This is a genomic window from Streptomyces sp. NPDC001450 (assembly GCF_053597295.1).
Genome location: NZ_JBSFHY010000003.1, coordinates 280,723 through 307,716, shown reverse-complemented (window position 1 = coordinate 307,716; position 26,994 = coordinate 280,723). Strand labels below are relative to the sequence as shown.

The window sequence follows — 26,994 nt, the reverse complement described above, 5'->3', positions numbered from 1 at the left end:
CCGGGCGTGCCCCACACCACCGGACCGGTCTGCCACTCGACCTGCCCCCCGTCCCGCGCCACGTACTTGCCGTTGGACTCCATGTCCAGCTGCTGCAGGTACGCCGTGAACTTCGACAGGTAGTGGCTGTACGGCAGCACCGCGTGCGACTGGGCGTCGTGGAAGTTGCCGTACCAGATCCCCAACAGGCCCATCAGCAGCGGCGCGTTGGCCTGCGCGGGCGCGGTGCGGAAGTGGTCGTCGACGGTCCGGAAGCCGTCGAGCATCTCCCGGAACCGGTCCGGGCCGATGGCGATCATCAGGGACAGGCCGATCGCGGAGTCGTACGAGTAGCGCCCGCCGACCCAGTCCCAGAACTCGAACATGTTGTCCGGGTCGATGCCGAACTCGGTGACCTTGCCGGCGTTCGTGGACAGGGCCACGAAGTGCTTCGCGACCGCCTTCTCGTCGCCCTCGAAGGCCTTCAGCAGCCAGGAACGCGCCGAGGTGGCGTTGGTGATCGTCTCGATCGTGGTGAAGGTCTTGGACGCGACGATGAACAGGGTCTCCGCCGGGTCCAGGTCGCGGGTGGCCTCGTGCAGGTCGGCGCCGTCCACGTTCGACACGAAGCGGAACGTCAACTCGCGTGCCGTGTAGGCGCGCAGGGCGTCGTAGGCCATCGCCGGGCCGAGGTCGGAGCCGCCGATGCCGATGTTCACGACGTTGCGGATCCGCCTGCCGGTGTGGCCGGTCCACTCGCCCGAGCGGACCCGCTCGGCGAAGGCCGCCATCTTGTCCAGGACGGCGTGCACGCGCGGTACGACGTTCTCGCCGTCGACCTCGACCACCGCGTCCCGCGGGGCGCGCAGCGCGGTGTGCAGGACGGCCCGCCGCTCGGTGATGTTGATCTTCTCGCCGCGGAACATGGCGTCCCGCAGCGCGAACACGCCGGTGGCGGTGGCGAGTTCCTGGAGGAGGGCCAGGGTCTCGTCGGTGATCAGGTGCTTGCTGTAGTCGATGTGCAGATCGCCGACCCGGACGACGTACCGCTCGGCGCGGCCGGGGTCCGTCGCGAACAGCTCACGCAGGTGCGGCTGCCCCCCGGCGCGGTGGCCGGCGAGGGCCGTCCACTCGGGCCGGCGGTTGAGCTCGGGGGAGTCTGACGGTGCGTCGGACATCTCAGGCGTTCTCCTTGGTGGCCTCGCCCTTGAGGGCGATGGCGTACATCTCGTCGGCGTCGAGGCGGCGCAGCTCCTCGGCGATGAGTTCGGAGGTGGCACGGACCTTCAGGGCGAGAGTGCGCGGCGGCTGGCCGGGCAGGGTCAGCGTCGCGAGGGGCCCTTCGGGCCGGTCGATGACGATCTCGCCGTTCGCGGTGCCGAGGCGTACGGCCGTGACGACCGGGCCCGCGGTGACCACGCGGTCCACCCGGACGTGCAGGCGGGCCTCCAGCCAGCGGGCGAGGAGTTCGGCGCTGGGGTTGTCCGCCTCGGCCTCCACGGCCGCCGAGGTCACCTTCGCGCGGGCCTGGTCCAGGGCGGCGGCCAGCATGGAGCGCCACGGCGTGAGCCGGGTCCAGGCGAGGTCCGTGTCGCCGGGCGCGTAGTTGCCGACCCGGGTCTCCAGGACCTCCATCGGCCGCTCGACCGCGTACAGGTCGGTGATCCGGCGCTGGGCGAGCGCGCCGAGCGGGTCCTTGGAGGGGGTGTCCGGCGCCTCCACCGGCCACCACACGACCACCGGGGCGTCCGGCAGCAGCAGCGGCAGGACCACGGAGTCGGCGTGGTCGGACACCTCGCCGTAGGTCCGCAGCACCACGGTCTCGCCGGTGCCGGCCTCCGAGCCGACCCGGACCTCGGCGTCCAGGCGCGAGGCGGTGCGGTCGCGCAGGGTGCGGGCGTGCCGCTTGATGACGACCAGGGTGCGCGAGGGGTGCTCGTGCGAGGCCTCCTCGGCGGCCCGGATCGAGTCGTAGGCGTTCTCCTCGTCCGTGACGATGACCATCGTCAGGACCATGCCCACGGCGGGGGTGCCGATGGCGCGGCGGCCCTGCACCAGCGCCTTGTTGATCTTGCTTGCCGTGGTGTCGGTCAGGTCGATCTTCATGGCCTGCGCCAGCTCCGTCCGTCTCGTGCGAGCATCTCGTCCGCTTCCCTGGGTCCCCAGCTGCCCGACGCGTACTGCGCCGGCCTGCCGTGCGCCGCCCAGTACCCCTCGATCGGGTCGAGGATCTTCCAGGACTCTTCCACTTCCTGGTGACGGGGGAACAGATTGGCGTCGCCGAGCAGTACGTCCAGGATGAGCCGCTCGTACGCCTCCGGGCTCGACTCGGTGAACGACTCGCCGTAGGCGAAGTCCATGGACACGTCCCGGATCTCCATCGAGGTGCCCGGCACCTTGGAGCCGAACCGGACGGTCATGCCCTCGTCGGGCTGGACGCGGATGACGATCGCGTTCTGGCCCAGCTCCTCGGTGGCGGTGGAGTCGAACGGGGAGTGCGGGGCCCGCTTGAAGACCACCGCGATCTCGGTGACCCGGCGGCCGAGCCGCTTGCCGGTGCGCAGGTAGAACGGGACGCCCGCCCAGCGGCGGTTGTCGATGCCCAGCTTGATCGCGGCGAAGGTGTCGGTCTTCGACTTGGGGTCGATGCCGTCCTCGTCGAGGTAGCCGACGACCTTCTCGCCGCCCTGCCAGCCGGCCGCGTACTGGCCGCGCACGGTGTGGTTGCCCAGCTCCTGCGGCAGCCGCACCGACTTGAGCACCTTCAGCTTCTCGGTCAGCAGCGCCTCCGCGTCGAACGCGATGGGCTCCTCCATGGCGGTGAGCGCCATCAGCTGCAGGAGGTGGTTCTGGATGACGTCACGGGCCGACCCGATGCCGTCGTAGTAGCCCGCGCGGCCGCCGATGCCGATGTCCTCGGCCATGGTGATCTGCACGTGGTCGACGTAACTGCGGTTCCAGATCGGCTCGTACATCTGGTTGGCGAAGCGGAGGGCCAGGATGTTCTGGACGGTCTCCTTGCCGAGGTAGTGGTCGATCCGGAAGACCTGGTCGGGCTCGAACACGTCGTGCACGACCGCGTTCAGCTCCTGCGCCGACTTCAGGTCGTGGCCGAACGGCTTCTCGATGACCGCCCGGCGCCAGGAACCCTGCGGCGGGTTGGCCAGACCGTGCTTCTTCAGCTGCTGCACGACCTTGGGAAAGAACTTCGGCGGCACCGAGAGGTAGAAGGCGAAGTTGCCGCCGGTGCCGCGGGAGGCATCCAGCTCCTCGACGGCCTGCTTCAGCTGCTTGAAGGCGGTGTCGTCGTCGAAGTCGCCCGGGATGAACCGCATGCCCTCGGCGAGCTGCTGCCACACCTCCTCGCGGAACGGGGTGCGGGAGTGCTCGCGCACCGCGTCATGGACGACCTGCGCGAAGTCCTGGTCCTCCCAGTCCCGGCGGGCGAAGCCCACGAGGGAGAAGCCCGGCGGCAGCAGGCCGCGGTTGGCCAGGTCGTACACGGCCGGCATCAGCTTCTTGCGGGACAGGTCGCCGGTCACACCGAAGATGACCAGACCGGAGGGGCCCGCGATACGGGGGAGCCGGCGGTCGCGGGCGTCCCGCAGCGGGTTGTCCCAGTCGGTGGCCGGGGCCTCCGGGACACCGACCTGCGTGGCGGGGGGCGTCTCGGGTTCCGGAGCCTTGGTCGTCATTACGCGTCAACTCCCTTGCTGTCCAGGGACTTGGTGACGGCGTCCAGCAGCTCCTGCCAGGCCGTCTCGAACTTGGCGACGCCCTCGTCCTCCAGCTGCTGGACGACCTCGTCGTAGGAGATGCCGAGCCGCTCCACGGCGGCGAGGTCGGCGCGGGCCTGCGCGTAGCCGCCGGTCACCGTGTCGCCGGTGATCTCGCCGTGGTCGGCGGTGGCCTTCAGGGTGGCCTCCGGCATCGTGTTCACGGTGCCGGGCGCGACCAGCTCGTCCACGTACAGCGTGTCCTTGTACGCGGGATCCTTCACGCCGGTGGAGGCCCACAGCGGGCGCTGCTTGTTCGCCTTGTCCGCCGCGAGCGCCTGCCAGCCCTCGGAGGCGAAGACTTCCTCGTACGCCTCGTAGGCGAGCCGCGCGTTGGCGAGCGCCGCCCGGCCCTTGAGCGCGAGGGCCTCGTCGGTGCCGAGGGCGGTCAGCCGCTTGTCGATCTCGCTGTCGACGCGGGAGACGAAGAAGGACGCCACCGAGTGGATCGTCGACAGGTCCAGGCCCCGCTCGCGGGCCTTCTCCAGACCGGCCAGGTAGGCGGCCATGACCTCGCGGTAGCGCTCCAGGGAGAAGATCAGCGTCACGTTGACGCTGATGCCCAGGCCGATGACCTCGGTGATGGCCGGGAGGCCCGCCTTGGTCGCCGGGATCTTGATCATCACGTTGGGGCGGTCGACCAGCCAGGCCAGCTGCCTGGCCTCGGCGACCGTCGCCACGGTGTGGTGCGCGAGACGGGGGTCGACCTCGATGGAGACCCGGCCGTCGCGGCCACCGGTGGCGTCGTACACCGGACGCAGGATGTCGGCGGCCGCACGCACGTCGGCGGTCGTCATCATCCGCACGGCCTCGTCGACCGTGACACCCCGTACGGCGAGGTCGGTCAGTTGCTCCTCGTAGCCCTCGCCGGAGCCGATGGCCGCCTGGAAGATCGACGGGTTGGTGGTGACGCCGACGACTCCACCGCTCTGCACCAGCTCGGCCAGACCGCCCGACGTGATCCGCTTGCGCGACAGGTCGTCCAGCCAGATCGACACGTCCTCGTCGGCGAGGCGCTCGAGGGCTCCCGGGGTCGCGATTGCTTCGGTCACAGTGATCATCTTTCTAGTCGCGTCGGTATCAGGCGCGCGCGGCGGCCAGCGATTCGCGGGCAGCGGCGGCGACGTTCTCGGGGGTGAAGCCGAACTCGGCGAACAGTGTGGTCGCGTCGGCGGAGGCACCGAAATGTTCGAGTGAGACAATCCGACCTGCGTCGCCCACGAACCGGTACCACGTCAGACCGATACCGGCCTCGACGGCGACGCGGGCCTTCACGGCCGGCGGCAGCACGCTCTCGCGGTAGGCGCGCGGCTGCTCCTCGAACCACTCCACGGACGGCATCGACACCACCCGCGTGCCGATCCCCTCGGCCTCCAGCTGCTCCCGCGCGGCGACGGCCAGCTGCACCTCGGAACCGGTCGCGATGATGATCACCTCCGGGGTCTCGGTCGAGGACTCGCGCAGCACGTAGCCGCCCTTGGCCGCGTCCTCGTGAGGCGCGTACACGGGCACGCCCTGGCGGGTGAGCGCGAGCCCGTGCGGGGCCGGGTCGGTGGCGTGCCTCTTCAGGATCTCGGCCCAGGCGATCGCGGTCTCGTTGGCGTCCGCCGGGCGGACGATGTTCAGGCCCGGGATCGCGCGCAGCGAGGCCAGGTGCTCGACCGGCTGGTGGGTGGGCCCGTCCTCGCCGAGGCCGATGGAGTCGTGCGTCCACACGTACGTCACCGGCAGCTGCATCAGCGCCGACATCCGGACGGCGTTGCGCATGTAGTCGGAGAAGACCAGGAAGGTGCCGCCGTAGATGCGCGTGTTGCCGTGCAGGGCGATGCCGTTCATCTCCGCGGCCATCGAGAACTCGCGGATGCCGAAGTGGACGGTACGGCCGTACGGGTCCGCCTCGGGCAGCGGGTTGCCGTTGGGCAGGAAGGAGCTGGCCTTGTCGATGGTGGTGTTGTTCGAGCCGGCCAGGTCGGCGGAGCCGCCCCACAGCTCGGGCAGGACCGGGCCGAGCGCCTGCAGCACCTTGCCGGAGGCGGCGCGGGTGGCGACGGACTTGCCCTCCTCGAACACCGGCAGGGCGTCCTCCCAGCCCTCGGGCAGCTCGCCCTTGCTGATCCGGTCGAACAGCCTTGCCCGCTCAGTGTCGGTCGCGCGCCATTCGGCGATCCGCTTGTCCCAGGCGATGTGCGCCTCGGCGCCCCGGTCCAGGGCCCGGCGGGTGTGGTGCAGGACCTCGTCGGCGACCTCGAAGGACTGCTCCGGGTCGAAGCCGAGGACGCGCTTGGTGGCCGCGATCTCGTCCGCGCCGAGCGCGGAGCCGTGGGAGGCCTCGGTGTTCCGCGCGTTCGGGGCCGGCCAGGCGATGATCGTGCGCATCGCGATGATCGAGGGCCGCTCGGTCTCGGCCTGCGCGGCCTTCAGCGCCGTGTACAGGGCGGGCACGTCGACGTCGCCGTCGGCGGTGGGCTCGATGCGCTGGGTGTGCCAGCCGTATGCCTCGTACCGCTTCAGCACGTCCTCCGAGAAGGCGGTCGCGGTGTCGCCCTCGATGGAGATGTGGTTGTCGTCGTAGAGGAAGACCAGGTTGCCGAGCTTCTGGTGACCGGCCAGGGAGGAGGCCTCGGCGGAGACGCCCTCCTCCAGGTCGCCGTCGGAGACGATCGCCCAGACGGTGTGGTCGAAGGGGGAGGTGCCCTCGGGGGCCTCCGGGTCGAAGAGGCCGCGCTCGTAGCGGGCGGCCATCGCCATCCCGACGGCGTTGGCGACGCCCTGCCCGAGCGGGCCGGTGGTGGTCTCGACGCCGGCGGTGTGCCCGTACTCGGGGTGGCCGGGCGTCTTCGAGCCGTGCGTGCGGAACGCCTTCAGGTCGTCCAGCTCCAGCTCGTACCCGGCGAGGAAGAGCTGGGTGTAGAGGGTCAGCGAGGTGTGGCCGGGGGACAGCACGAAGCGGTCACGGCCGGTCCACTCGGGGTCGGCCGGGTCGTGCCGCATCACCTTCTGAAAGATCGTGTAGGCGGCAGGGGCCAGGCTCATCGCGGTGCCCGGGTGGCCGTTGCCGACCTTCTGTACGGCGTCAGCCGCGAGAAGTCGGGCCGTGTCCACGGCACGCCGGTCGAGGTCGGTCCACTCGAAGCCGTCGGATGTCTGCGTGCTCATCTTCAAGAAGTCCTCGTTCAGTGCGTGATCGCTGGCCGGACGCGTTCAAAAGTAAAAGTCTGACTTTTTCGAGGGAAGGGAGAGGTGTGTCAGCCTGTGGTGAATCTGGGACAGTGAACGCGCGACAGGGACGGCACGAGCAGGACATGGCGGACAGAACACACCAAGGTGACGGTGAGGGCATCAGAACCTTCCCCTTCCCGGCCGAGCTGGCCGTCGGCGGCGTCGGCATGCAGGTCGGCCCCATGGGGACCGACCACACCTGGCACGTCGACGCCCCGCTGCACCGCGTCCACCGCATCGACTTCCACGTCGTCATGCTCTTCACCGGGGGCCCCGTACGGCACATGATCGACTTCGCCGAGTACGAGGCGTCGGCCGGCGACCTGCTGTGGATCCGCCCCGGACAGGTCCACCGGTTCTCCCGGACCAGCGAGTACCGCGGCACCGTCCTGACCATGCAGCCCGGCTTCCTGCCCCGCGCCACCGTCGAGGCCACCGGCCTCTACCGCTACGACCTGCCCCCGCTGCTGCACCCCGACCCGGCACAACTGGCCGCGCTCCAGGCTTCTCTCGAGCAACTGCGCCGCGAGTACGAGGACACCGCGACACTCCCGCTGAGCCTGCACACGGCCGTGCTCCGGCACACGCTGACTGCGTTCCTGCTGCGTCTGGCGCACCTCGCGGCCAGTTCGGCGGAGTCGTCCCGGGAGCAGACGGACACCACCTTCACCCTCTTCCGGGACGCGGTCGAGCAGGGATTCGCCACCAACCACAGCGTCAGCGCGTACGCCGACGCGCTCGGATACTCCCGCCGCACCCTCGTCCGTGCGGTCGGTGCGGCCACCGGCGAGACGCCGAAGGGGTTCATCGACAAGCGGGTGGTCCTGGAGGCCAAGCGCCTCCTCGCCCACACGGACCTGCCGATCGGCCGCGTCGGGGCGGCCGTGGGCTTTCCCGACGCGGCGAACTTCTCCAAGTTCTTCCATCTGCACACCGGCGTCACGCCGGCGGCGTTCCGGGCGGAGCTGCGGTAAGGGCGCCTCAGGGTTACTTGGACTCGACCCGTCCGAGCGGGCTCGGACCGGCCGTCAGTGCGTCACACGCCGCCTGCCAGGCGGGATCCCCGGGGTTGAGCCGGGTGCGGAGGTAGGCCCAGGTGAGCCGCTGGATCGCGGCCACTCGCTCGCTCGCGGCACTCGGTCAGTGGGTCGGCCTCTTCGTCGACTTCCTCGTCACGAAGCACGGACTCGCCAACGCGATGCAATCGGACAGTGGCGGCTTCGAGGCGCTGCACACCTACTTCCTCGACCGCCTGGTGCCCGTCTGCGCACAGTTGCTCGACGCCGCGGTCGACGCCGGCGAGATCCGGCCCGGTACGCACCCCTACGAACTGATGCGCGGCATCGGCAACCTCTGCATCGGCCGCGACAGCGACCCCCGCTACGACCCCCGCCGACTGGTCGAACTGCTCCTTCGGGGGCTACGGCGACCGCAGTCGGCCTGACGGCGACGACGGTCCGTCGGCGAGCACGGGCCGGCCGATGTCGGACGGCCATCCGGGCCTGAAGCGTGCGGTGTACTCCGCGAAGTCGCTCCGCAGGTAGCGCGGATCGGACGGTTTCAGGCGGATCTGCCGGCGGCTGTCCGCCCACCAGATCTCGAAATCGGCGACCGTGCCTTCGGCGGGCCAGAGTTCTTCCTGCTCCGGCAGCAGCAGGGCGTCCACGAAGCCTCCGACGTCCAGGCCGATGTCCACGAAGATCCCGATCGTTCCGGGCCTGGGCACTTTCACGACAGTGCCTCGGAAGGCCTGCCCGAAGCGAAGACTCCTCCGCGTCCGTTCCCACTCCGCATCCGTCACCACGCCACACATCCTCGCAGCCCCGCCGCGCGTGCGTCAGCCCGGTCCGGGAGGGGGCGAGTGTGCGCTCCCTCCCGGGCCGGGCTGAATGCGCCGGCCGCGTCGGTCCTGCTCGCGGGGCGGCGTCGACACCCTTGTCAGTGGCCGAAGTCGAACCAGTTCACGTTCACGAAGTCGGACGGCTGGCCGCTGGTGAAGGTGAGGTAGACGTCGTGCGTGCCGGTCACCGAGCCGATGTTCGCCGGGATCGTCCTCCAGCTCTGCCAGCCCCCGGTGTTGGACAGCGCGAAGCTGCCGATGGGGGCGTTGCTGCGGCTGTCGAGGCGGACCTCGACCAGGCCGCTCACCCCGGACCCGGCGCCGCTCGCCACCCGCCCGTAGAACTGGGTGGCCGGTGTGGAGCCGAAGTCGACGCCCTTGTAGAGGGCCCAGTCGCCGTTCGCGAGGGAGCCGATGTCCTGTCCGCCGCCGGTGTCCGTGGTGGTCTCGGTGTTCACGCCGGACTGGCTGTCGTACGACTCGGCCTGGATCGCGCTGTAGGCGTCCCGGTTGCCGGAGGGCGGGGGAGTGGTGCCGCCGCCCGTGGCCTGGAGCACCTGTACGTAGTCCACGACCATCGGGTGGTTCGGCTCGGTGCCGCTGTCCGGGCCGCCGCCGAAGGCGGCCGGGAAGCCGCCGCCCATCGCCACGTTCAGGATGACGAAGAAGCCGTGGTCCGTGGCGTTGGCCCAGGTCGTGGCGTCGACCTGGTTGGCCTTGACCGTGTGGAAGCTGACGCCGTCGAGGTAGAAGCGGATCTCCTCGGGGCTGGTCGAGCGGTCCCACTCCATCGCGTAGGTGTGGAAGCCCGCCTGGCAGGTGCTGCCGGTGCAGGAGGTGGAGTTGCCGATGCCGGAGGTCTCGTTGCAGGGGCCGCCCGGGTTGGTGCCGCAGTGCATTGTGGCCCAGTCGGTGTTCAGGCCCTGGACGTTCTCCATGATGTCCAGCTCGCCGACGCTCGGCCAGTTCTGGTAGTTGCCGCGGTAGGGCGCGCCCAGCATCCAGAACGCCGGCCAGTAGCCCTTGGCGGCCGCGCCGGTGACGTTGGGCATCTGGATACGGGCCTGCACGCGCAGCTTGCCGCCGGCCGGTGGCCGGAAGTCGGTGCGGGTCGTCTCGATGCGCCCGGAGGTCCAGTTGCCGGACGCGTCGCGGCGCGGGGTGATGAGCAGGTTGCCGTTGCCGTCCAGCGAGACGTTGTTGGTGCTGGAGGTCATCGTCTCGACCTCGCCGGTGCCCCAGTTCGCGGCGCCGCCAGGGTACGAAGTGCCTGTGTCGTACTGCCAGTCGGAGGTGTTGACGCCGGAGCCGGCCGAGCCGTTGAAGTCGTCCAGGAAGAGCTGTGTCCAGCCCGACGGGGGTGTGGGGGCGGAGGCGCTGGCGGGTGCGGTCGCCGCCGTCGCGACGGTCGCGGCCAGACCGAGCGTGGCGACGGCGGCGACGAGCGCGCGACGGAAGGCGCCGGGTCTGGGTATGCCGGAGGATTCGCTCATGGGGGAGGGCCTCTCGGGTACGGAGGGAGTGCGGGGAGCCCTGTGAGAGCGCTCCCGTGACGGAGTGAGAGCGCTCTCAAGGTGTCGCCAATGTGCTCTCCGGCCCTGCGATCGTCAAGAGTTAAAGCAGAGAAACTCCTTTTGGCGCACGGGAGTTCACTCCATGAAGCCACCCAGACCGGCTCAGACCGCGCTGCCCGCCTTCCAGTCGGCCCACGACAGGTTCCACCCGTTGAGCCCGTTGGCCGGGTCCACCGTCCTCTCGCCGGAGTTCTTCACGATCACCACGTCGCCGAGCATCGAACTCTCGTATAACTCGTAGCCGGCCACGGAGCTGTCGCCCGCGCCCTTGGCGTCGTGCAGACCGATGCAGCCGTGACTGGTGTTCTGCTGCCCGAACACCGTGGTGGACGCCCAGTAGTTGCCGTGCACGAAGGTGCCGGAGGTCGTGAGCCGCTGGGCGTGCGGCACGTCCGGGATGTCGTACTCGTCGCCGAGGCCGACCGTGGACGACTCCATCCGGGTCTGCTTGAACCGCTCGCTGATCACCATGATCCCGGACCAGGTGGTGTGGCCGGTGTCGCCGCCGGTGACCGGACAGGTGGCGGCGGTCTGCCCGTTCCGGCGGACCGTCATCGTCTTCGTCGCGAGGTCGACCGTGCTGATCTGCTCGCGGCCGATATGGAAGGTGACGTCCTTGTGCTGGACGCCGTAGACGCCGTCCGCGCCCTCGACGTCCTTCAGCCGCAGACTCAGGGTGATCTCCGTGCCGGGGGCCCAGTAGGTCTCCGGCCGGAAGTCCAGCCGGGAGTCGCTGAACCAGTGGCCGACCACCTCGACGGCCGGTTCGGTGGTCACCGTGATCGCCTTCTGGACGGCGGCCCGGTCGGCGACGGCGTGCGTGAAGTTGATCGACACCGGCATGCCGACCCCGGAGGTGGAGCCCGCTTCGGGCGTGAAGTAGCCGACGAACGTGGCGCCGGGCGACCTGGTGGTGAACGTCGAGACGGTCTCCTCGGCGGCGCCCTGCGCCTTGGCCGTCACCGTGTACTTCGTTCCCGAGTAGGGATTTCGGGCCGAAGTCCACTTGGTCCTGGCCGAGTTGAGGGTGCCGGCCAGGGTGGAGCCGTCGTTGCCGGTGACGTGGACGGAGGACAGCGTGCCGTCGGTGACGGTGACCTCGACCGGGCTGGTGAAGCCGGCCTTCTTCGTGCCGGCCGCGGGCGTGACGGCGATGGTCGCCTTCTTCGTCGTCGCGGCCTGCGTGGACGCCGTCGCGCCCTTGCCGCCCGAGGCCGCCGAGGAACCGCAGCCCGCCACGGTGGCGGCCGGTACCGCCCCGAGAGCGGCGAGGATCCCACGCCGGGACCACCCGCGCGACCGCTGTCCCGACCGGTTCGATATGTGCGAGACGCCCACGACACGCCTTCCTGAGTTGTCTGTCGGTGCGTGGGCATCCTGAGCCGGTTGTCTGGGCCGACCCTTTGAATCCGAGGGGTGCTCCCTGAGATTCCCGTGAGGACACGCGGAGAGACGGCTGGAAGTCGTGGTTGTGGGGGCCGGGACCCGATCGGAAGAGTGAAGAAACAGTTTCAGCGACCCGCCGGAGGTATCCGTGACCGAAGTCCGCAAGCGGCACACCGTGGCCATCGTCGGAGCCGGCGCGGCGGGCGCCCTGACCGCCGTCCAGCTCTGCGAGACGGCGACCCGCCGCCGGACTCCCCTCGACGTCGTCCTGATCGACGCGGCCCCCGAAGCGGGCCGGGGCACCGCCTACGCCACCCGCGACCCACGCCACCGCCTGAACGTGCCCGCGGACAACATGAGCGCCTACCCCGACGATCCTGGCCACTTCACCCGCTGGCTGTGCCGGCACGGCGAACCCGAGGTCACCGGCGCCGACTACGCCACCCGCTACCGCTACGGCGCCTACCTCGCCGACACCCTCGGCCAGGCCATCGTCCGCGCCCACGGCACGGTCGCCGTACGCCGGCTGCGCACCCGGGCGCAGGACTGTACCGGCACCCCCGACGGCAGGGTGGAGCTGCACCTCGCCGACGGGGGACGCCTGACCGCCGACGCCGCCGTCCTCGCCACCGGTCCCGCCGCCGCGACCGCCGCATGGGCTCCGCCCGCCCTGCGCGCCTCGCCTCGCTTCGTCGGCACGCCGTGGGCACCGGGCGCGCTGGACGGGGCCTTGGAAGGCGCCTTGGACGGAGCCCGGGACGGCAGTGACGACGTGCTGCTCGTCGGCACCGGCCTCACCGCCGTCGACCTCGCCCTGACCCTCGACCGCCCCGGCCGCACCGTGCACGCCCTCTCCCGCAACGGCCTGCTGCCGCAGCCGCACGCGCTCGGCCCGGCCGCCGTGATGCCCGCGCCTCAGGACCTGCACGACTCGTCCCTGGGCCGGCTGCGCCGCGCCGTCTACCGGCACCTCAGCCGCTCGGTCCGCACCCACGGCGACTGGCGCCCCGGCCTCGACAGCCTCCGCCCGCACACCACGCGTCTGTGGCGCAGCCTCACTCCCGAGGAGCGGGAGGAGTTCCTCGCCCGCGAGGGCGCCCTGTGGAACACCCACCGCCACCGCATGGCCCCCGCCACCGCCGAGCACGTCTCCCGGGCCCGCACCGCGCGCCGCCTCCAGGTCCACACGGGTACGGTCGTGCGGGCCACGGCGTCCGACGGCGGACGGATCGCCGTCGAGCTCTCGGGCGGTCGTACGCTGCACGTGGGCTGGGTGGTCGACTGCACCGGCCCGGGACGCAACCTCGACGACCCGCTGTGGCGTGGGCTGTTCGCGTCCGGGGCGGCGGTTCCCGGTCCCCTGGGCATGGGCGCCGCGACCCGGGACGGCCGCCTCCGCGACGCCCGGGGCGATGCCGGGCTTCCGCTGTTCACGCTGGGCGCCCCGCGCCGGGGCGAGCTGTGGGAGACCACCGCGATCCCCGAAATCCGCGTCCAGGCAGCCGATTTGGCCCAACAGCTGCTGGTGCCGCTCGCGCCGAGGCGCCGTACGACCCGCCGCCCCGTCGACGGGCACGGCCTCGCCCTGACCACCCACGCCGAGGCGGCCGCGGCCTATCGCGGCGGACTCGACCGGGTCCTCAAGGTCCGCTCCGGAGCCCCGCAGGCCTTCGCCCGCGCGGTCGCCCTCGACCCAGGATTCGCCCTCGGCCACGCGGCCCTGGCCCTGCTGGGCCACGAGTGCGGGGCCGCCGTCGACGTGCCCCGCGCCCTCGCCGACGCACAGCGCTGCGCCCGCGAGCGGGCCGACGCACGCGAGCGGTCCTTCGTGGACGTGGTCACGCGCCGCATCGCCGGCGACGACGGGGACGAGGCGCTCGTACGACACCTGCGGACCTACCCCGCCGACGCGCTCGCGCTCGCCGCCGCCGTGCCCACCATCGCCTTCTCCGGGGTCAGCGACCTGCACGACGACGACGCGCTCGGTCTGCTCCGGCTGACGTCACCGGCGTACGACGGGCACTGGTTCCACACCTCGCTGCTCGCCTTTCTGCGCCAGGGGGAGGGCCGCCTGCACGAGGCGGGCGAACTGGCGCACCGGGCGCTGGCCGTCGAGCCCGCCTCCGGGCACGCCGTGCACGCCCTGGCACACGTGCACTACGAGTCCGGTGCCCACGAGGCCGGACGTGACTGGCTGGACCGCTGGGTGTCCGGCCGGGGCCGGGGCGCGGTGCACCGGGCCCACTTCTCCTGGCACATCGCCCTGCACGAACTCGCCCTCGACGACCCGGCGGCGGTCCGCAGGCGCTGGTTCGCGCAGCTCGCGCCCGGCCGCGTGACCGGAATGCGGGCCCTGGTCGACTCGGGGTCGCTGCTGTGGCGGGCGCGGCTGAGCGACAGCTGGCGGGGCGAACTGCCCGCGGCCGACGTGCTGGAGTCGGTCGAGCGGGAGGTGCTGGAGCGGCCGGCGACCGCGTTCACCGCGCTGCACGTCGCGGTCGCCCGCACCGCCGCCGGGGACCTGCCCGCCCTGCGCCGGCTGCGCGACCACGCCCTGGGGGCGGACCTGGTGCAACGCGAGGTCGTCGCGCCGCTGTGCGAGGCGCTCGCCGCGCTCGTCGAGGAACGCTTCGTGGAGGCGGCCCGTGGCCTCGACGCGCTGCTGCCCGTGCTGCGCAGCGTCGGCGGCAGCGCGGCCCAGCGGGAGGTCGTCGAGGAGACACTGCTGTACGCCCTCATGGCGGCGGGCCGCTGCGACGCCGCCCGCCGCCTCCTGGACGCCCGCCTCGACCGCAAACCGGCACCCCGGGACCGGCGGTTGCTGGCCGGCCTGCCCGACTGACCGGACGTCCGCCGCCACCGGGGCCCCGATCCGGTCACACGTCGGAAACGGGCCCCAGGCTCCCCCTGCCCGCAGAGCCTGGGGGGAAGGGTAGCTACTTAGGTGCAGAGGGTGTCTTCGACCGGCCGAACGCCGCGAGGACGAACGTGACGCTGATGAGCAGGGCCCAAGCGCCGAACTTGGCGACGTCGACGGGCTGCCAGCCGTGCAGCTGGTACGGGTAGCGCCACGCGCCCACATAGGTGGCGAGGTTCTCCGCAAGCCACAGGAAGAACCCGATCAGGGTGAAGGACAGCGCGAGCGGCATGCGCCGCCGTGTCCCGCGCACCGTGAAGTGCACGGTGGTGCCCGCGGTGACGGCCACGAGGAGGGCCGCCAGGGGCCAGCGGGCGTCGGGCAGCCAGTGGTGGCTGAAGAAGTTGACGTAGACGGCGGCGGCCACGAGGGCCGTCGCCCGTGGCCGGTAGCGGACCACCTCCAGGTCGAACAGGTGCCAGGCCCGGCAGATGTAGCTGCCGACGGCCGCGTAGAGGAAGCCCCCGTACAGCGGGACGCCCGCGAACTTCAGCACGGCCGGTTCCGGGTAGCTCCACGAGCCGAGCGAGACCTTCACCAACTCGAAGGCGAGACCGATGACGTGGCAGGCGGCGATGACGGCGACGTCGCGTCCGCTCTCCCAGCCGCGCCGCCAGAACAGCAGCGTGAGGAGCACGCCGTAGCAGGCGAGCAGGTCGTAGCGGGCCACCGGCAGCGGTGGCAGCAGGGCCGATGCCGCCACCCCGGACAGCAGGGCGATGGCGAAGGCGCAGGCCCGGGTCTGGGTCCAGGTGAAGTCGAGCAACTGGCTGATCGGGGACGCCGGGAGGCCGGCCGGATGTGTAGTGGGCATGGTGATCAGGAGGACGACATCCGGCCCGGCTCCGGTTGCCCGATGAGCCGATCGGCCCTCCGGCCGCGCTGGTCACCGGCGCACAGCCCTGCCCCCGCCGGTGCGTCGTCCTTTGACTGTCAGCGCTTACCCACGCCTCCGCAACCTCTCGGCTGCTCAGCTTCACGTACCTCTTCACCCCACAGAAGGGCCGCTCTGAGGTGAACTCCCGCAGGCCTGGGAAGCCGTTGCCGAAGAGAGCCGCACTGCTCGCCGCCGCGGGCCTGCTCGGCGGACTGCCGGCGGTGCCGGCGGTGACCGCGGCGGCCGGGACGCCGTCGGCGTGCTCCGCCGCCGACGCCGGCATCGACCGGCCCTGGACAGCCCCACCGCCGCACCGGGTTCTCGCGCCGGAACACGACGGCGTGGGGACCTCACCGTCCAGGTCGCTTCACGGCCGCCAGCCGAGCGTCCGGGACATCCCGCGCGCCGCCAGCCGCACAACCGGGATCACCACCGGTGTCCGGGCGCCCTCATGGGGCACCACCACCGAGACGGCCGCGACCACGCCGCCGCTCGGGTCGCGCACCGCCAACTGCACGTTCTCGTGGGTCGCTTCGTACAGGTCCTCCAGGTACGGCAGCGCGACCTGCCGCAGTGCCAGGCCCCGCGGGGCGAGCGCGGCCGGCTCCCACAGCCTGGGCCCCACGTGGTAGATGCCGTCGTCGTCCCGCTCCAGGGCGCCCCACGCGGTGAGCGCGTGCGCGAGCCGGTGCGCGGTGGTCAGGCTGAGCCCGGCCCGGCGGCTGATGTCCGTCAGGGACAGTGCCGGGTGCGCGTGGTCGAACGCGGCGAGCACGGTCAGCAGCCGCTCGTGCGCCGAGCGGACGGCGGTCATGGCTGGTCGGCGACCCGCAGGAGGAGCGCGTGCAGCGTCTCGCGCTCCGCCGCGTCGAGCGGGGCCAGCAGGTCGTTCGTCACCCGCAGGCCCGCCTCGTCGGTGTCGCGCAGGAACGTACGGCCGTCCTCGGTCAGTACGACGATCCTGCTGCGCCGGTCGTCGGGGGAGGAACGGCGCTCGGCGAAGCCCAGCTTCTCCAGGTCGTCGACCAGGCCCACGATCGCGCTCGGGTCGTAGCCGAGCCGGGTGCTCAGCTCGCGCTGGAGCGCGCCCTCGGAGGTGGCGAGGAAGCGCAGTACCGCGTAGTGCCGCAGCCGCAGCCCGGACTCCTGCAGGAAGGTGTTGAACATCTGCCCGGAGCGCAGGCCGAGGCGGTACAGCAGATAGCCCGTGTCCGCGTGCAGCCCGCGCATCCACGGCTCGTCCGCGTCGATCGGGCTCGGGTTCTTCGTGTGCCGGCGAGTGATGGCGGGCCCCCTGGTCTCGGTCTCCTCGGCTGGGTGGAGCCCAGCATGCCGCATCCGAAGGACGGCAACAACTATTGACGACAACAATTATTGCTCTTAGCTTCGATCTCGCGGCGCATCCGTCCGCTTCTCCAGGACGCCTCCGTCCGCCTCCCGAGCCGTTCCCGTCCGAAGGGACCCGCACGTGCCCCCCATCGATCTCACCGGCAAGGCCGCCGTCGTCACCGGCGGCGGTCGGGGCCTCGGCCTCGCCTACGCCCACGCCCTAGCCGCCCACGGCGCCTCGGTGGTCGTCAACGACGTCGACGAGGCCGTGGCCGAGCAGGCCGTGAAGTCCCTCACCGAGGCCGGCGGCACCGCCGTGGCCGAGGTGGTCCCGGTCGGCACCGCCGAGGCCGCCGACCGGCTGGTCGCCCGCGCGGTCGAGGAGTTCGGCCGCCTCGACGTCCTGGTCACCAACGCCGGCATCCTGCGCGACAAGGTGCTGTGGAAGATGACCGACGACGACTTCGACGCCGTGGTCACCACCCACCTCAGGGGCACCTTCACCTGCGCCCGCGCCGCCGCCGTCCGCATGCGCGAGCAGGGCGAGGGCGGCACCCTCATCCTGGTCGGCTCCCCGGCCGGGCAGCGCGGCAACTTCGGGCAGACCAACTACGCCGCCGCCAAGGCCGGCATCGCCGCCATGACCCGTACCTGGTCGATGGAGCTGGCCCGCGCACAGATCACCGTCAACGCGATCGTGCCGGTCGCCGCGACCGCGATGACCGAGACGATCCCGGCCTTCGCCCCCTACGTCGAGGCGATGCGGGGTGGCGAGCCGCTGCCGGACTTCCTGCGCAGGGGCGAGGGCTTCGGCACCCCCGAGGACTGTGCGGCCCTCGTGCCCTTCCTCGCCTCCGAGGCGGCGCGCGGCATCACCGGCCAGGCCATCGGTATCGGTGGCGACAAGGTGGCACTCTGGTCGCACCCGCAGGAGATCCGGACGGCCTACGCGGACGGCGGCTGGAGCCCGGAGGCGCTGGCCGACGCCTGGCACACGTCGGTGGGCGCCGAACCCCAGACGGTCGGCATCCCGGCACCGAGGATCCCGGAGGCGTGATGGACATCGAGGACCTGGTCGCGATCGACGTCCACACCCACGCGGAGGTGTCCTCGAAGGGCCACTCCTCCCTGGACGACGACCTGCACGACGCCTCCTCCGCCTACTTCAAGGTCGAGGGCAAGCGGAAGCCCACCCTGGAGGAGACGGCCGCGTACTACCGCGAGCGGAGGATGGCCGCGGTGATCTTCACGGTGGACGCCGAGTCCGCCACCGGCACCGCGCCCGTCCCGAACGAGGAGGTGGCCGAGGCGGCCGCGGCCAACGCGGACGTCCTGATCCCCTTCGCCTCCGTCGACCCCTTCCGCGGGAAGGCCGGCGTACGGCAGGCCCGGCGGCTGGTGGCGGAGTACGGGGTGAAGGGCTTCAAGTTCCACCCCGGCATCCAGGGCTTCTTCCCCAACGACCGCGCGGTGGCGTACGCGTTGTACGAGGTGATCGAGGAGACCGGCACGATCGCCCTGTTCCACAGCGGCCAGACCGGCATCGGCGCGGGCGTTCCCGGCGGGGGCGGCATCCGCCTGAAGTACTCCAACCCCCTGCATGTGGACGACGTCGCCGCCGACTTCCCGCATCTCAAGATCATCCTGGCGCATCCCTCGTTCCCCTGGCAGGACGAGGCCCTGGCCGTCGCCACCCACAAGCCGGGCGTGCACATCGACCTGTCCGGCTGGTCGCCGAAGTACTTCCCGCCGCAACTGGTGCAGTACGCCAACACGCTGCTGAAGGACAAGGTCCTGTTCGGCTCCGACTTCCCCGTCCTCACCCCGGACCGCTGGCTCGCCGACTTCGCCGGGCTGCCCGTCAAGGACGAGGTCAGGCCGAAGATCCTCAAGGAGAACGCCGCCCGCCTGCTCGGGCTGACGAAACCGTAAGGGGTGCCGGATGCGCAACGAGGGACTGGGGTCGTGGCCCGCACGCCGGGCCCGCAAGACCCCGCACCGCACAGCGCTGGTTCACGGTGACCGGTCGACCGACTACCGCACACTGCACACCCGCACCAGCCGGCTGGCCCGGGTCCTGCGCGCCCGGGGCGTCCGCCGCGGCGACCGCGTCGCCTACCTCGGCCCCAACCACCCCGCCTACCTGGAGACCCTGTTCGCGGCCGGCCTGCTCGGCGCGGTCTTCGTCCCGCTCAACACCCGCCTCGCCGGCCCCGAACTCGCCTACCAGCTGGCCGACTCCGGTGCCCGCGTCCTCGTCCACGCCCCCTCCCGCACCGTACTGCCCGACGCCCCCGAGGTACGGACGTACGTCGAAGTGGGCGCCGAGTACGAGGAGTTGCTGACGTCGGCGGACGACGGGCCGATCGACGAACCGGTCACCCCCGACGACACCTGCATCATCATGTACACCTCGGGGACGACCGGCCGGCCCAAGGGGGCGATGCTCACCCACGGCAACCTCACCTGGAACGCGATCAACGTCCTGGTGGACACCGACCTGACCGCCGACGAACGCGCCCTGGTCTGCGCCCCCCTCTTCCACACGGCCGGCCTGAACATGCTGACCCTGCCGGTCCTGCTGAAGGGCGGCACCTGCGTCCTGGTGGAGTCCTTCGACCCTCACGCCACCTTCGACCTGGTCGAACGGCACCGGATCACCTTCATGTTCGGCGTGCCGACCATGTTCGAACGGATCGCCCGGCACCCCCGCTGGCCGGCCGCCGACCTGTCCTCGCTCAGGATCCTCACCTGCGGCGGCTCACCCGTGCCGACACCGCTCATCGCCACCTACCAACAACGCGGCCTCACCTTCCTGCAGGGCTACGGCATGACCGAGGCCGCGCCCGGCACCCTGTTCCTGGACGCCGAACACGCGGTGAGCAAGGCCGGCTCGGCGGGCGTACCGCACTTCTTCAGCGACGTCCGGGTCGTGCGGCCCGACCTCACCCCGGTGGACGTGGGCGAGACCGGCGAGGTCGTCGTTCGCGGGCCGCACGTCATGTCCGGCTACTGGGGGCTGCCCGAGGAGTCGGCCGCCTCCTTCGCCGCCGGCTGGTTCCGCAGCGGGGACGCGGCCCGTGTCGACGCGGACGGCTACGTGCACATCGTCGACCGCATGAAGGACATGATCATCTCGGGTGGGGAGAACGTCTACCCCGCCGAGATCGAGGACCTGCTGCTCGCCCACTCCGGCGTCGCCGAGTGCGCGGTCATCGGTGTCCCGGACGACAAGTGGGGCGAGGTGCCCCGCGCGGTCGTCGTACCCGAGGCGGGGGTGGACCTCGACCCGGACGAGGTGCTGGCCTCGCTGGCCGGCCGGCTCGCCAAGTACAAGATCCCCAAGTCGCTGGTGGTCGCGGACGAACTCCCGCGCACCGCCTCCGGAAAGCTCCTCAAGTCCCGGGTGCGCAAGCACTTCGGCCACCGACTCCCGCAAGGAAAAGGCACCTCATGAGCGTCACCGTCAACGGTCTGGACGAGCTGAAGAAGCTGGCCGGCAGCGACCTCGGCACCAGCGAGTGGATCGAGGTCACCCAGGAGCGGATCGACACCTTCGCCGACGCCACCGGCGACCACCAGTGGATCCACGTCGACCCCGAACGCGCCAAGGAGGGCCCCTTCGGCGCCCCGATCGCCCACGGCTACCTCACCCTCTCCCTGTTCATCCCGCTCTTCACCGAACTGCTGGACGTCCAGGGCGTGACCACCAAGGTCAACTACGGGCTGAACAAGGTGCGTTTCCCCGCCCCGGTGAAGGTGGGCTCGCGCATCCGGCTCGCCGCGCGCCTCGCCTCCGTGGAGGACGTGCCGGGCGGGGTGCAGATCGCCGTCGACGGCACGGTGGAGATCGACGGCGGCGGGAAGCCCGCCGCCGTCCTGCAGAGTCTCTCCCGTTTCTACGCGTGAGCGGCTACTGCTGCCGGTAGGCGTACACGGTCGTCGCGACCGCGCACACGCCCGGCGGGATCACCTCGGCCCGCAGCGTGCCGCTGCCCGGGTCGTAGTCGACGCCCTCCGCCTCGAACGTGCCGGTGCACACGCTCTTCTGCGGCAGACCGAACAGGCTGGTCACCGTGCCGGTGACGGGCTTGCCGTCCAGCGGGTGCGGCAGGTCGACCCGGAGCAGCGGCCTGCTCTGCGGGAAGAGCGCGCCGGAGGCGTCGTCCGAGGCGCACACCAGCCGGGTGGCGGTGACGAAGTCACAGCCCTGGATGTCCCGCACCGGCTTGTCCAGGCTGATCTGCCCGGCCTGCGCCAGCGACCCGCCGGTGGCCGGCGTGGCCGGGTTGAGCAGGGGTGCCGGGAACACCTGGAGCCGGTTCTGGTCGCCCCACTCGCCCGACACCAGCCACTGGCCGTCGGGCGAGACGGTGGCGAAGGAGTTGTTCACCTTCTCGCCCGGATCCAGCCGGTGCACGAAGTCGTACCGCTTCCCGGACGGCGTGGTGACGGCGTACAGCTTCGACGTGGCCGTGTCGGCGCCCTGATAGGCGTCGAAGACGTAGCCGCGCACGATGTCCGGGTCGCCCACGTGGTTCCAGCCCTTGATCCGCAGGTCCAGCGGGATGTCCAGCAGACCGCGGTGCAGCAGCGAACCGTCCGCCCGGCTCGCGAGCCCCTGACCGCCGCCGAGGGTGTCGGTGTACGACGTCCCGGCCTGCGCCCACTGGGGCCCCTCGGCGGCGGAGGCGCTCGGGGCGCCGAGGGCGAGCGTGCCCAATAAGGCGGTGAGGGTGAGGAGATGACGTCTCATCAGGCTCCTGTCACGTCGACGAAGATGGGGTTGGAATAGAACCACGTATCAGCCCGCGGGTCACCGTTTCCGGGCTTGTGGGGGAGCGGCCCGTGCGGGTCGACCGCCGCGCCGACAGGAATCCTGCGGGTTGGCCCGGGAGGCGGTGGTCACCGTCACGTACAGCGTGATCTTCTCGCCCCTGCGGACGCGCAGCCGGCCACCCAGCGTCACGTCCCGCCCCAAGTCGCAGTCCCGCTGCAGCCGCGTCGTGGTTCGCGCCGTAGTCGGCCCAGCGGCCAGATGATGATGGACGGGTAGGCGGCTGTTGGCTGGGGTGTTGGCCGTGGCTGGTCAGTCTGTCCCTCGTGCGGGTGAACCGGGTCCGGTTCCCGATATCACCACCGGCGCTTGGAACGGATCATCGATCATGGCGGCTGTGTTCGGTGCGACCAGGGGGAGGGGCCGGTGGTGCGCAAGTGCGGGAGGAAGCGTGCACTGCGTGTGCCGACTGCTCCCTTCACGGGCGCCACGCCGTCGGGGCAGGGATCCGGGACCGGCTGCGCGTGGGAGCGGCGGACGAGAAGGTCCAGCGCCTGGTGGGCGAGCGCCTCGGGCATTCAGCGGGCCGACCTGGGGAGTCGCTGCCGGCCGGGAGACCGTTCGGAGGGCTACCGGACCGCACGTCCGGATTATGGTGAGTTGGTCAACACCGGGCAACAGCCTCAGGAACGGTACGGGGATGGCGAAGGTCTGCGGTCCCGGGGACCTGGACGTGGTGGTGACGCACGCGCCGGTCGACCCGGTGACCCGCTCCGCACCGGAGGAGGCGGGCGTCGCAGTGGTCCTGGCGGGAAGGGTGCAGACGTGAAGCTGACGATTCTGGGCGGCGGCGGATTCCGGGTGCCGCTCGTGTACGGGGCGCTGCTGACGGACCGCGCCGAGGGGCGGGTCACCGAGGTCGTGCTGCACGATCTGGACGACAGCCGGCTGTCCGCGGTCGCCCGTGTGCTGGACGAACAGGCGTCGGCCGTCGCCGACGCCCCCCGCGTGACCGCCACCACCGACCTCGACGAGGCCCTGCGCGGTGCCGACTTCGTCTTCTCCGCGATCCGCGTCGGCGGCCTGGAGGGCAGGGCGAACGACGAGCGGGTGGCCCTGGCGGAGGGCGTCCTCGGGCAGGAGACGGTCGGCGCGGGCGGGATCGCCTACGGTCTGCGGACGGTCCCGGTCGCCGTCGACATCGCGCGACGGGTGGCCCGCCTGGCGCCCGACGCCTGGGTCATCAACTTCACCAACCCGGCCGGACTGGTCACCGAGGCCATGTCCCGCCACCTCGGCGACCGGGTCATCGGCATCTGCGACTCGCCGGTCGGCCTCGGCCGCCGTATCGCCCGGGCGCTCGGCGCGAACCCGAACGAGGCGTGGATCGACTACGTCGGCCTCAACCACCTCGGCTGGGTACGCGGCCTGCGCATCGCGGGCCGCGACGAACTCCCGCGCCTGCTCGCCGACCCCGGCCTGCTCGGCTCCTTCGAGGAGGGCAAGCTCTTCGGCGCCGACTGGCTGCGGTCCCTCGGCGCGGTCCCCAACGAGTACCTGCACTACTACTACTTCAACCGCGAGGCCGTACGCGCCTACCAGCAGGCCGAGAAGACCCGGGGTGCCTTCCTGTGCGACCAGCAGGCGCGGTTCTACGAGGAGGCCCGGCGCGCGGACGTCTCCGCCCTCGACGCCTGGGACCGCACCCGCGCCGAACGCGAGGCGACCTACATGGCCGAGGCCCGGGAGACGGCCGGCGCCGGCGAGCGCGACGCCGACGACCTCTCCGGCGGCTACGAGAAGGTGGCCCTCGCACTGATGCGGGCCATCGCCCGGGACGAGCGCACCACCCTGATCCTCAACGTACGCAACCAGAGCACCCTGTCGGTCCTCGACCCGGACGCCGTCATCGAGGTGCCGTGCCTGGTCGACGCCAACGGCGCCCATCCGGTCGCCGTCGATCCGCTGCCGGGTCACGCCACCGGCCTGGTGTGCGCGGTCAAGGCGGTCGAGCGCGAGGTGCTCGCCGCCGCGGCGTCCGGTTCGCGTACGACGGCGGTGAAGGCCTTCGCGCTGCACCCGCTGGTCGACTCCGTGAACGTGGCCCGCAGGCTGGTCGAGGGCTACACCCGGGTCCATCCGGGCCTGGCGTATCTTGGGTAAGCGCTTTCCCTCCCCGTTCCCTGGAGACTTCCATGCACGACGAACGCCGCCGGATCGAGGAGCGCGTAGAGCGACTCCACAACCAGCGCATCAAGCCCGCGATCCACGCGGCCGCCGTTCCCTTCGAGGTGGAGTCCTGGCAGGCCCCGGGAGAGCCGGTCTCCTTCGAGGAGGCCGCGGCCGCGCCGTACGAGCCCTTCGCGATGGACACCCCGTGGGGACCGCCCTGGGGCACGACCTGGTTCCGGATGCGCGGCCGGGTGCCCGCCGAGTTCGCGGGCCGGCGCGTCGAGGCCGTCATAGACCTCGGCTTCGTGGGCGACTGGCCCGGCAACCAGGCCGAGGCGCTGGTGCACCTGACGAACGGGACGCAGCTGAAGGCGGTCAACCCGCTCAACCAGTACGTGCCGATCGCCAACCCGGCGGCGGGCGGTGAGGTGGTGGACTACCTGGTCGAGGCGGCCTCGAACCCGGACATCCTCGCGGGCGACTTCGTGGGGCCGACCCCTCTCGGCGATGTACTGACGGCGGGCGACCGTCCCCTGTACACGTTCCGCCGCGCCGACATCGCCGTCCTCGACGAGGAGGTCTGGCACCTCGACCTCGACGTCCAGGTGCTGCGCGAGCTGATGCTGCAGCTGGGCGAGCACGACCCGCGCCGCCACGAGATCATGCACGCCCTCGACCGGGCCATGGACCTCCTGGACCTGGACGACGTCCCCGGCTCGGCGGCCGCCGTGCGCGAGGCGCTGAAGCCGGCCCTGTCCAAGCCCGCGAACGCCAGCGCGCACCGCATCTCCGGAGTCGGCCACGCCCACATCGACTCGGCCTGGCTGTGGCCGATCCGCGAGACCAAGCGCAAGACGTCCCGCACCTTCTCCAACGTGACCTCCCTGGCGGACGAGTACGAGGAGTTCGTCTTCGCCTGCTCGCAGGCCCAGCAGTACGAGTGGGTGCGCGACAACTACCCGCAGGTGTGGGCCCGCATCCAGGAGTCGGTCAAGAAGGGCCAGTGGGTGCCGGTCGGCGGCATGTGGGTGGAGGCCGACGGCAACCTGCCCGGCGGCGAGGCCCTCGCCCGCCAGCTCGTCCACGGCAAGCGCTTCTTCATCGAGCACTTCGGCGTCGAGACCAAGGGCGTGTGGCTGCCCGACTCCTTCGGCTACACCGCCGCGTACCCGCAGCTGGCCAGGCTCGCCGGCAACGACTGGTTCCTGACCCAGAAGATCTCCTGGAACCAGACCAACAAGTTCCCCCACCACACCTTCTGGTGGGAGGGCATCGACGGCACCCGCATCTTCACCCACTTCCCGCCCGTCGACACCTACAACGCCCGCTTCAGCGGCGAGGAGATGGCCCGCGCGGTCCGCAACTACAGCGAGAAGGGAGGCGCCACCCGCTCCCTCGCCCCCTTCGGCTGGGGCGACGGCGGTGGCGGACCCACCCGCGAGATCATGGAGCGGGCCCGGCGGCTGAGGGACCTGGAGGGCTCCCCGAAGGTCGAGATCGAACACCCCGACGCGTTCTTCGCGAAGGCCCGCGCCGAGTACCCGGACGCCCCGGTCTGGGTCGGCGAGCTGTACCTGGAGCTGCACCGCGCCACCTACACCTCCCAGGCCCGTACCAAACAGGGCAACCGGCGCAGCGAACACCGGCTGCGCGAGGCCGAGTTGTGGGCGACGACGGCCGCGCTGCACGCGCCGGACCACACCTACCCGTACGAGAAGCTCGACCGCCTCTGGAAGACGGTCCTGCTGCACCAGTTCCACGACATCCTGCCCGGCTCGTCCATCGCCTGGGTGCACCGCGAGGCGGAGGCCGAGTACGCCCGCGTGGCGGGGGAGCTGGAGGAGCTGACCGCCGAGGCGGTGGCGGCGCTCGGCGCCGGCGGGACGCGCGTGTTCAACACCAGCCCGTACGACCGTGCCGAGGTGGTCCGCACGTCCGGGCGTGCGCCGGCGTTCGTGCGCGTGCCCGCGAACGGAAGCGCGCCGGTCGCGAACGCGGAGCCCCCGCGGCCGGTCACGGTCAGCGGCCGCGTCCTCGACAACGGCCTGGTCCGGGTAGCGGTGGCAGAAGACGGAACACTGTCGTCCGTGTACGACCTGCGAGCGGACCGCGAGGTCCTCGCCGAGCCGGGCAACCTCCTGCGCCTGCACACCGACCTCCCCAACCACTGGGACGCCTGGGACATCGACAAGCACTACAAGAACCGGTACACGGACCTTCTGGACGCCGATTCCGTCACCGTCGTCGAGGAGGACCCGCTGGTCGGCGCGATCCGCGTCACGCGCTCCTTCGGCAAGGGCTCGAAGATCACCCAGACCCTCACCGTGCGCGCGGGCAGCTCCCGTGTCGACATCGAGACGGACATCGACTGGCACGAGACCGAGAAGATCCTCAAGGCCGCCTTCCCGGTGGACATCCGTGCCCCGCACTCCTCGGCCGAGATCCAGTTCGGCCACGTCCAGCGCCCCACCCACACCAACACCAGCTGGGAGGCGGCCCGTTTCGAGGTCTTTGGCCACCGCTGGGTGCACATCGCCGAGCCCGGCTACGGCGTCGCGGTCCTCAACGACTCGACGTACGGCCACGACGTCTCCCGCACGGTCCGCGAGGACGGCGGTACGACCACGACGGTCCGCCTGAGCCTGGTGCGCGCCCCGCGTGTCCCGGACCCGGGTGCCGACCAGGGCCGGCACCGCTTCACCTACTCCCTGCTGCCCGGCGCGGACATCGCGGACGCGGTCGCCGAGGGCTACGCGCTCAACCTCCCGCTGCGGGTGACGGACGCGGCGGGCGCGCCGGAGCCGGTCGTCTCGGTGGACGGCGAGGGCGTGACGGTCGAGGCGGTCAAGCTCGCCGACGACCGCTCCGGTGACGTCGTCGTACGCCTCTACGAGTCCCGGGGCGGGCGGGCGAGCGGTGTGCTGCGCACCGGGTTCCCGCTCGCGGGCGCTCAGGTCACCGACCTGCTGGAACGGCCGCTGGAGGACGCGGTCGTGCGGCCCGGCGGCGGGGTCTCCGTCGCCCTGCGGCCCTTCCAGATCCTGACCCTGCGGCTGCGGCGCGCCGAGGTGGGCTGACCCAGGGCCGTACAATCCTGGTTCACCGACGCCAAGTTGGCCATGTGCATCGGGTCGGCCGGTCGCTCCCC

The 26,994-nt window shown here is 71.4% G+C and carries 20 protein-coding genes and 4 pseudogenes; 10 read left to right on the top strand and 14 right to left on the bottom strand.

The window, feature by feature from the left end:
* The 5 genes from pgi to tkt form a co-directional block, all read right to left on the bottom strand.
* The coding region (pgi, locus tag ACWC5O_RS04915) for a glucose-6-phosphate isomerase (RefSeq protein WP_450780919.1) at window positions 1-1,157 on the bottom strand (1,157 nt) is incomplete at its 3' end.
* 1 nt (window position 1,158) lies between these two features.
* On the bottom strand, window positions 1,159-2,085 hold the full coding sequence (opcA, locus tag ACWC5O_RS04910; RefSeq protein ID WP_450585062.1) for a glucose-6-phosphate dehydrogenase assembly protein OpcA: 927 nt from the start codon (window positions 2,083-2,085) through the stop codon (window positions 1,159-1,161).
* Window positions 2,082-3,674, bottom strand: a complete 1,593-nt coding sequence (gene zwf / locus ACWC5O_RS04905; protein WP_450585060.1) for a glucose-6-phosphate dehydrogenase — start codon at window positions 3,672-3,674, stop codon at window positions 2,082-2,084. Before zwf ends, opcA begins: the two co-directional genes overlap by 4 nt.
* Window positions 3,674-4,816 carry a transaldolase gene (gene tal, locus ACWC5O_RS04900; RefSeq protein ID WP_450585059.1) on the bottom strand — a complete coding sequence of 381 codons (1,143 nt, stop codon included), beginning with the start codon at window positions 4,814-4,816 and terminating at the stop codon, window positions 3,674-3,676. Before tal ends, zwf begins: the two co-directional genes overlap by 1 nt.
* A gap of 19 nt (window positions 4,817-4,835) precedes the next feature.
* The gene (gene tkt / locus ACWC5O_RS04895; protein ID WP_450585057.1) at window positions 4,836-6,911 is read right to left on the bottom strand and encodes a transketolase; all 2,076 of its coding nucleotides are present in this window, start codon (window positions 6,909-6,911) and stop codon (window positions 4,836-4,838) included.
* 146 nt (window positions 6,912-7,057) lie between these two features.
* On the opposite strand from tkt, the gene ACWC5O_RS04890 reads away from it, so the two are divergent.
* Window positions 7,058-7,948, top strand: coding sequence for a helix-turn-helix domain-containing protein (locus tag ACWC5O_RS04890; RefSeq protein WP_450585055.1), 891 nt, complete (start codon window positions 7,058-7,060; stop codon window positions 7,946-7,948).
* Window positions 7,949-7,961: 13 nt separating this feature from the next.
* On the opposite strand, the pseudogene ACWC5O_RS04885 reads toward ACWC5O_RS04890, so the two are convergent.
* Window positions 7,962-8,096, bottom strand: a pseudogene (locus tag ACWC5O_RS04885) (chlorophyllase); the annotation flags it as partial.
* 7 nt (window positions 8,097-8,103) lie between these two features.
* On the opposite strand from ACWC5O_RS04885, the pseudogene ACWC5O_RS04880 reads away from it, so the two are divergent.
* A pseudogene (locus ACWC5O_RS04880) lies at window positions 8,104-8,418 on the top strand (SbtR family transcriptional regulator); the annotation flags it as partial.
* On the opposite strand, the gene ACWC5O_RS04875 reads toward ACWC5O_RS04880, so the two are convergent.
* The 3 genes from ACWC5O_RS04875 to ACWC5O_RS04865 form a co-directional block, all read right to left on the bottom strand.
* Window positions 8,395-8,700: a hypothetical protein gene (locus ACWC5O_RS04875; RefSeq protein WP_450585054.1), complete on the bottom strand. Its 306-nt coding sequence runs from the start codon at window positions 8,698-8,700 to the stop codon at window positions 8,395-8,397. The pseudogene ACWC5O_RS04880 and the gene ACWC5O_RS04875 sit on opposite strands and share 24 nt — an antisense overlap.
* A gap of 212 nt (window positions 8,701-8,912) precedes the next feature.
* Window positions 8,913-10,307 (bottom strand): glycoside hydrolase family 16 protein, encoded by a 1,395-nt coding sequence (locus tag ACWC5O_RS04870; RefSeq protein ID WP_450585052.1) that lies wholly within the window; start codon window positions 10,305-10,307, stop codon window positions 8,913-8,915.
* Window positions 10,308-10,490: 183 nt separating this feature from the next.
* Entirely contained in the window at window positions 10,491-11,726 is a 1,236-nt protein-coding gene (locus ACWC5O_RS04865) for a L,D-transpeptidase (protein ID WP_450585050.1), read from the bottom strand.
* Between the two features lie 196 nt (window positions 11,727-11,922).
* Here ACWC5O_RS04865 and ACWC5O_RS04860 point away from each other — a divergent pair, with 196 nt between their 5' ends.
* The gene (locus ACWC5O_RS04860; RefSeq protein WP_450585049.1) at window positions 11,923-14,616 is read left to right on the top strand and encodes an FAD/NAD(P)-binding protein; all 2,694 of its coding nucleotides are present in this window, start codon (window positions 11,923-11,925) and stop codon (window positions 14,614-14,616) included.
* Window positions 14,617-14,710: 94 nt separating this feature from the next.
* Here the strand turns inward: ACWC5O_RS04860 and ACWC5O_RS04855 are convergent, their stop codons facing one another.
* The 3 genes from ACWC5O_RS04855 to ACWC5O_RS04845 all read right to left on the bottom strand — a co-directional run bounded on the left by ACWC5O_RS04855 (window position 14,711) and on the right by ACWC5O_RS04845 (window position 16,798).
* Window positions 14,711-15,505, bottom strand: coding sequence for a DUF817 domain-containing protein (locus ACWC5O_RS04855; protein ID WP_450585047.1), 795 nt, complete (start codon window positions 15,503-15,505; stop codon window positions 14,711-14,713).
* Between the two features lie 430 nt (window positions 15,506-15,935).
* Entirely contained in the window at window positions 15,936-16,382 is a 447-nt protein-coding gene (locus tag ACWC5O_RS04850; protein WP_450585046.1) for a helix-turn-helix domain-containing protein, read from the bottom strand.
* The gene (locus ACWC5O_RS04845) at window positions 16,379-16,798 is read right to left on the bottom strand and encodes a MarR family winged helix-turn-helix transcriptional regulator (protein ID WP_450585089.1); all 420 of its coding nucleotides are present in this window, start codon (window positions 16,796-16,798) and stop codon (window positions 16,379-16,381) included. The genes ACWC5O_RS04850 and ACWC5O_RS04845 overlap by 4 nt, the downstream gene beginning before the upstream one ends.
* A gap of 238 nt (window positions 16,799-17,036) precedes the next feature.
* Between ACWC5O_RS04845 and ACWC5O_RS04840 the strand changes: the two genes are divergently transcribed.
* Genes ACWC5O_RS04840 through ACWC5O_RS04825 form a run of 4 tightly spaced genes read left to right on the top strand, consistent with a single transcriptional unit; the run spans window position 17,037 to window position 20,806 of the window.
* Complete coding sequence (locus tag ACWC5O_RS04840; protein ID WP_450585044.1) at window positions 17,037-17,954, top strand: SDR family NAD(P)-dependent oxidoreductase; 918 nt, start codon at window positions 17,037-17,039, stop codon at window positions 17,952-17,954.
* Window positions 17,954-18,829: an amidohydrolase family protein gene (locus ACWC5O_RS04835; protein WP_450585042.1), complete on the top strand. Its 876-nt coding sequence runs from the start codon at window positions 17,954-17,956 to the stop codon at window positions 18,827-18,829. The genes ACWC5O_RS04840 and ACWC5O_RS04835 overlap by 1 nt, the downstream gene beginning before the upstream one ends.
* Before the next feature lie 10 nt (window positions 18,830-18,839).
* The gene (menE, locus tag ACWC5O_RS04830; RefSeq protein ID WP_450585041.1) at window positions 18,840-20,354 is read left to right on the top strand and encodes an o-succinylbenzoate--CoA ligase; all 1,515 of its coding nucleotides are present in this window, start codon (window positions 18,840-18,842) and stop codon (window positions 20,352-20,354) included.
* Complete coding sequence (locus tag ACWC5O_RS04825) at window positions 20,351-20,806, top strand: MaoC family dehydratase (RefSeq protein ID WP_450585039.1); 456 nt, start codon at window positions 20,351-20,353, stop codon at window positions 20,804-20,806. Before menE ends, ACWC5O_RS04825 begins: the two co-directional genes overlap by 4 nt.
* A 4-nt stretch (window positions 20,807-20,810) precedes the next feature.
* Here the strand turns inward: ACWC5O_RS04825 and ACWC5O_RS04820 are convergent, their stop codons facing one another.
* Window positions 20,811-21,653: a hypothetical protein gene (locus ACWC5O_RS04820; protein ID WP_450585038.1), complete on the bottom strand. Its 843-nt coding sequence runs from the start codon at window positions 21,651-21,653 to the stop codon at window positions 20,811-20,813.
* Window positions 21,653-21,944 (bottom strand): annotated as a pseudogene (locus ACWC5O_RS04815) (histidinol-phosphatase); the annotation flags it as partial. The pseudogene ACWC5O_RS04815 and the gene ACWC5O_RS04820, both read right to left, overlap by 1 nt.
* Window positions 21,945-22,365: 421 nt before the next feature.
* Here ACWC5O_RS04815 and ACWC5O_RS04810 point away from each other — a divergent pair.
* From ACWC5O_RS04810 to ACWC5O_RS04800, 3 genes and pseudogenes are all read left to right on the top strand, one after another.
* A pseudogene (locus ACWC5O_RS04810) lies at window positions 22,366-22,503 on the top strand (ArsR family transcriptional regulator); the annotation flags it as partial.
* Window positions 22,500-23,837 carry a 6-phospho-beta-glucosidase gene (locus ACWC5O_RS04805; RefSeq protein ID WP_450585036.1) on the top strand — a complete coding sequence of 446 codons (1,338 nt, stop codon included), beginning with the start codon at window positions 22,500-22,502 and terminating at the stop codon, window positions 23,835-23,837. The pseudogene ACWC5O_RS04810 and the gene ACWC5O_RS04805, both read left to right, overlap by 4 nt.
* 32 nt (window positions 23,838-23,869) lie before the next feature.
* Window positions 23,870-26,923, top strand: coding sequence for a glycoside hydrolase family 38 N-terminal domain-containing protein (locus ACWC5O_RS04800; protein WP_450585035.1), 3,054 nt, complete (start codon window positions 23,870-23,872; stop codon window positions 26,921-26,923).
* The last annotated feature ends 71 nt before the right edge of the window (window positions 26,924-26,994 follow it).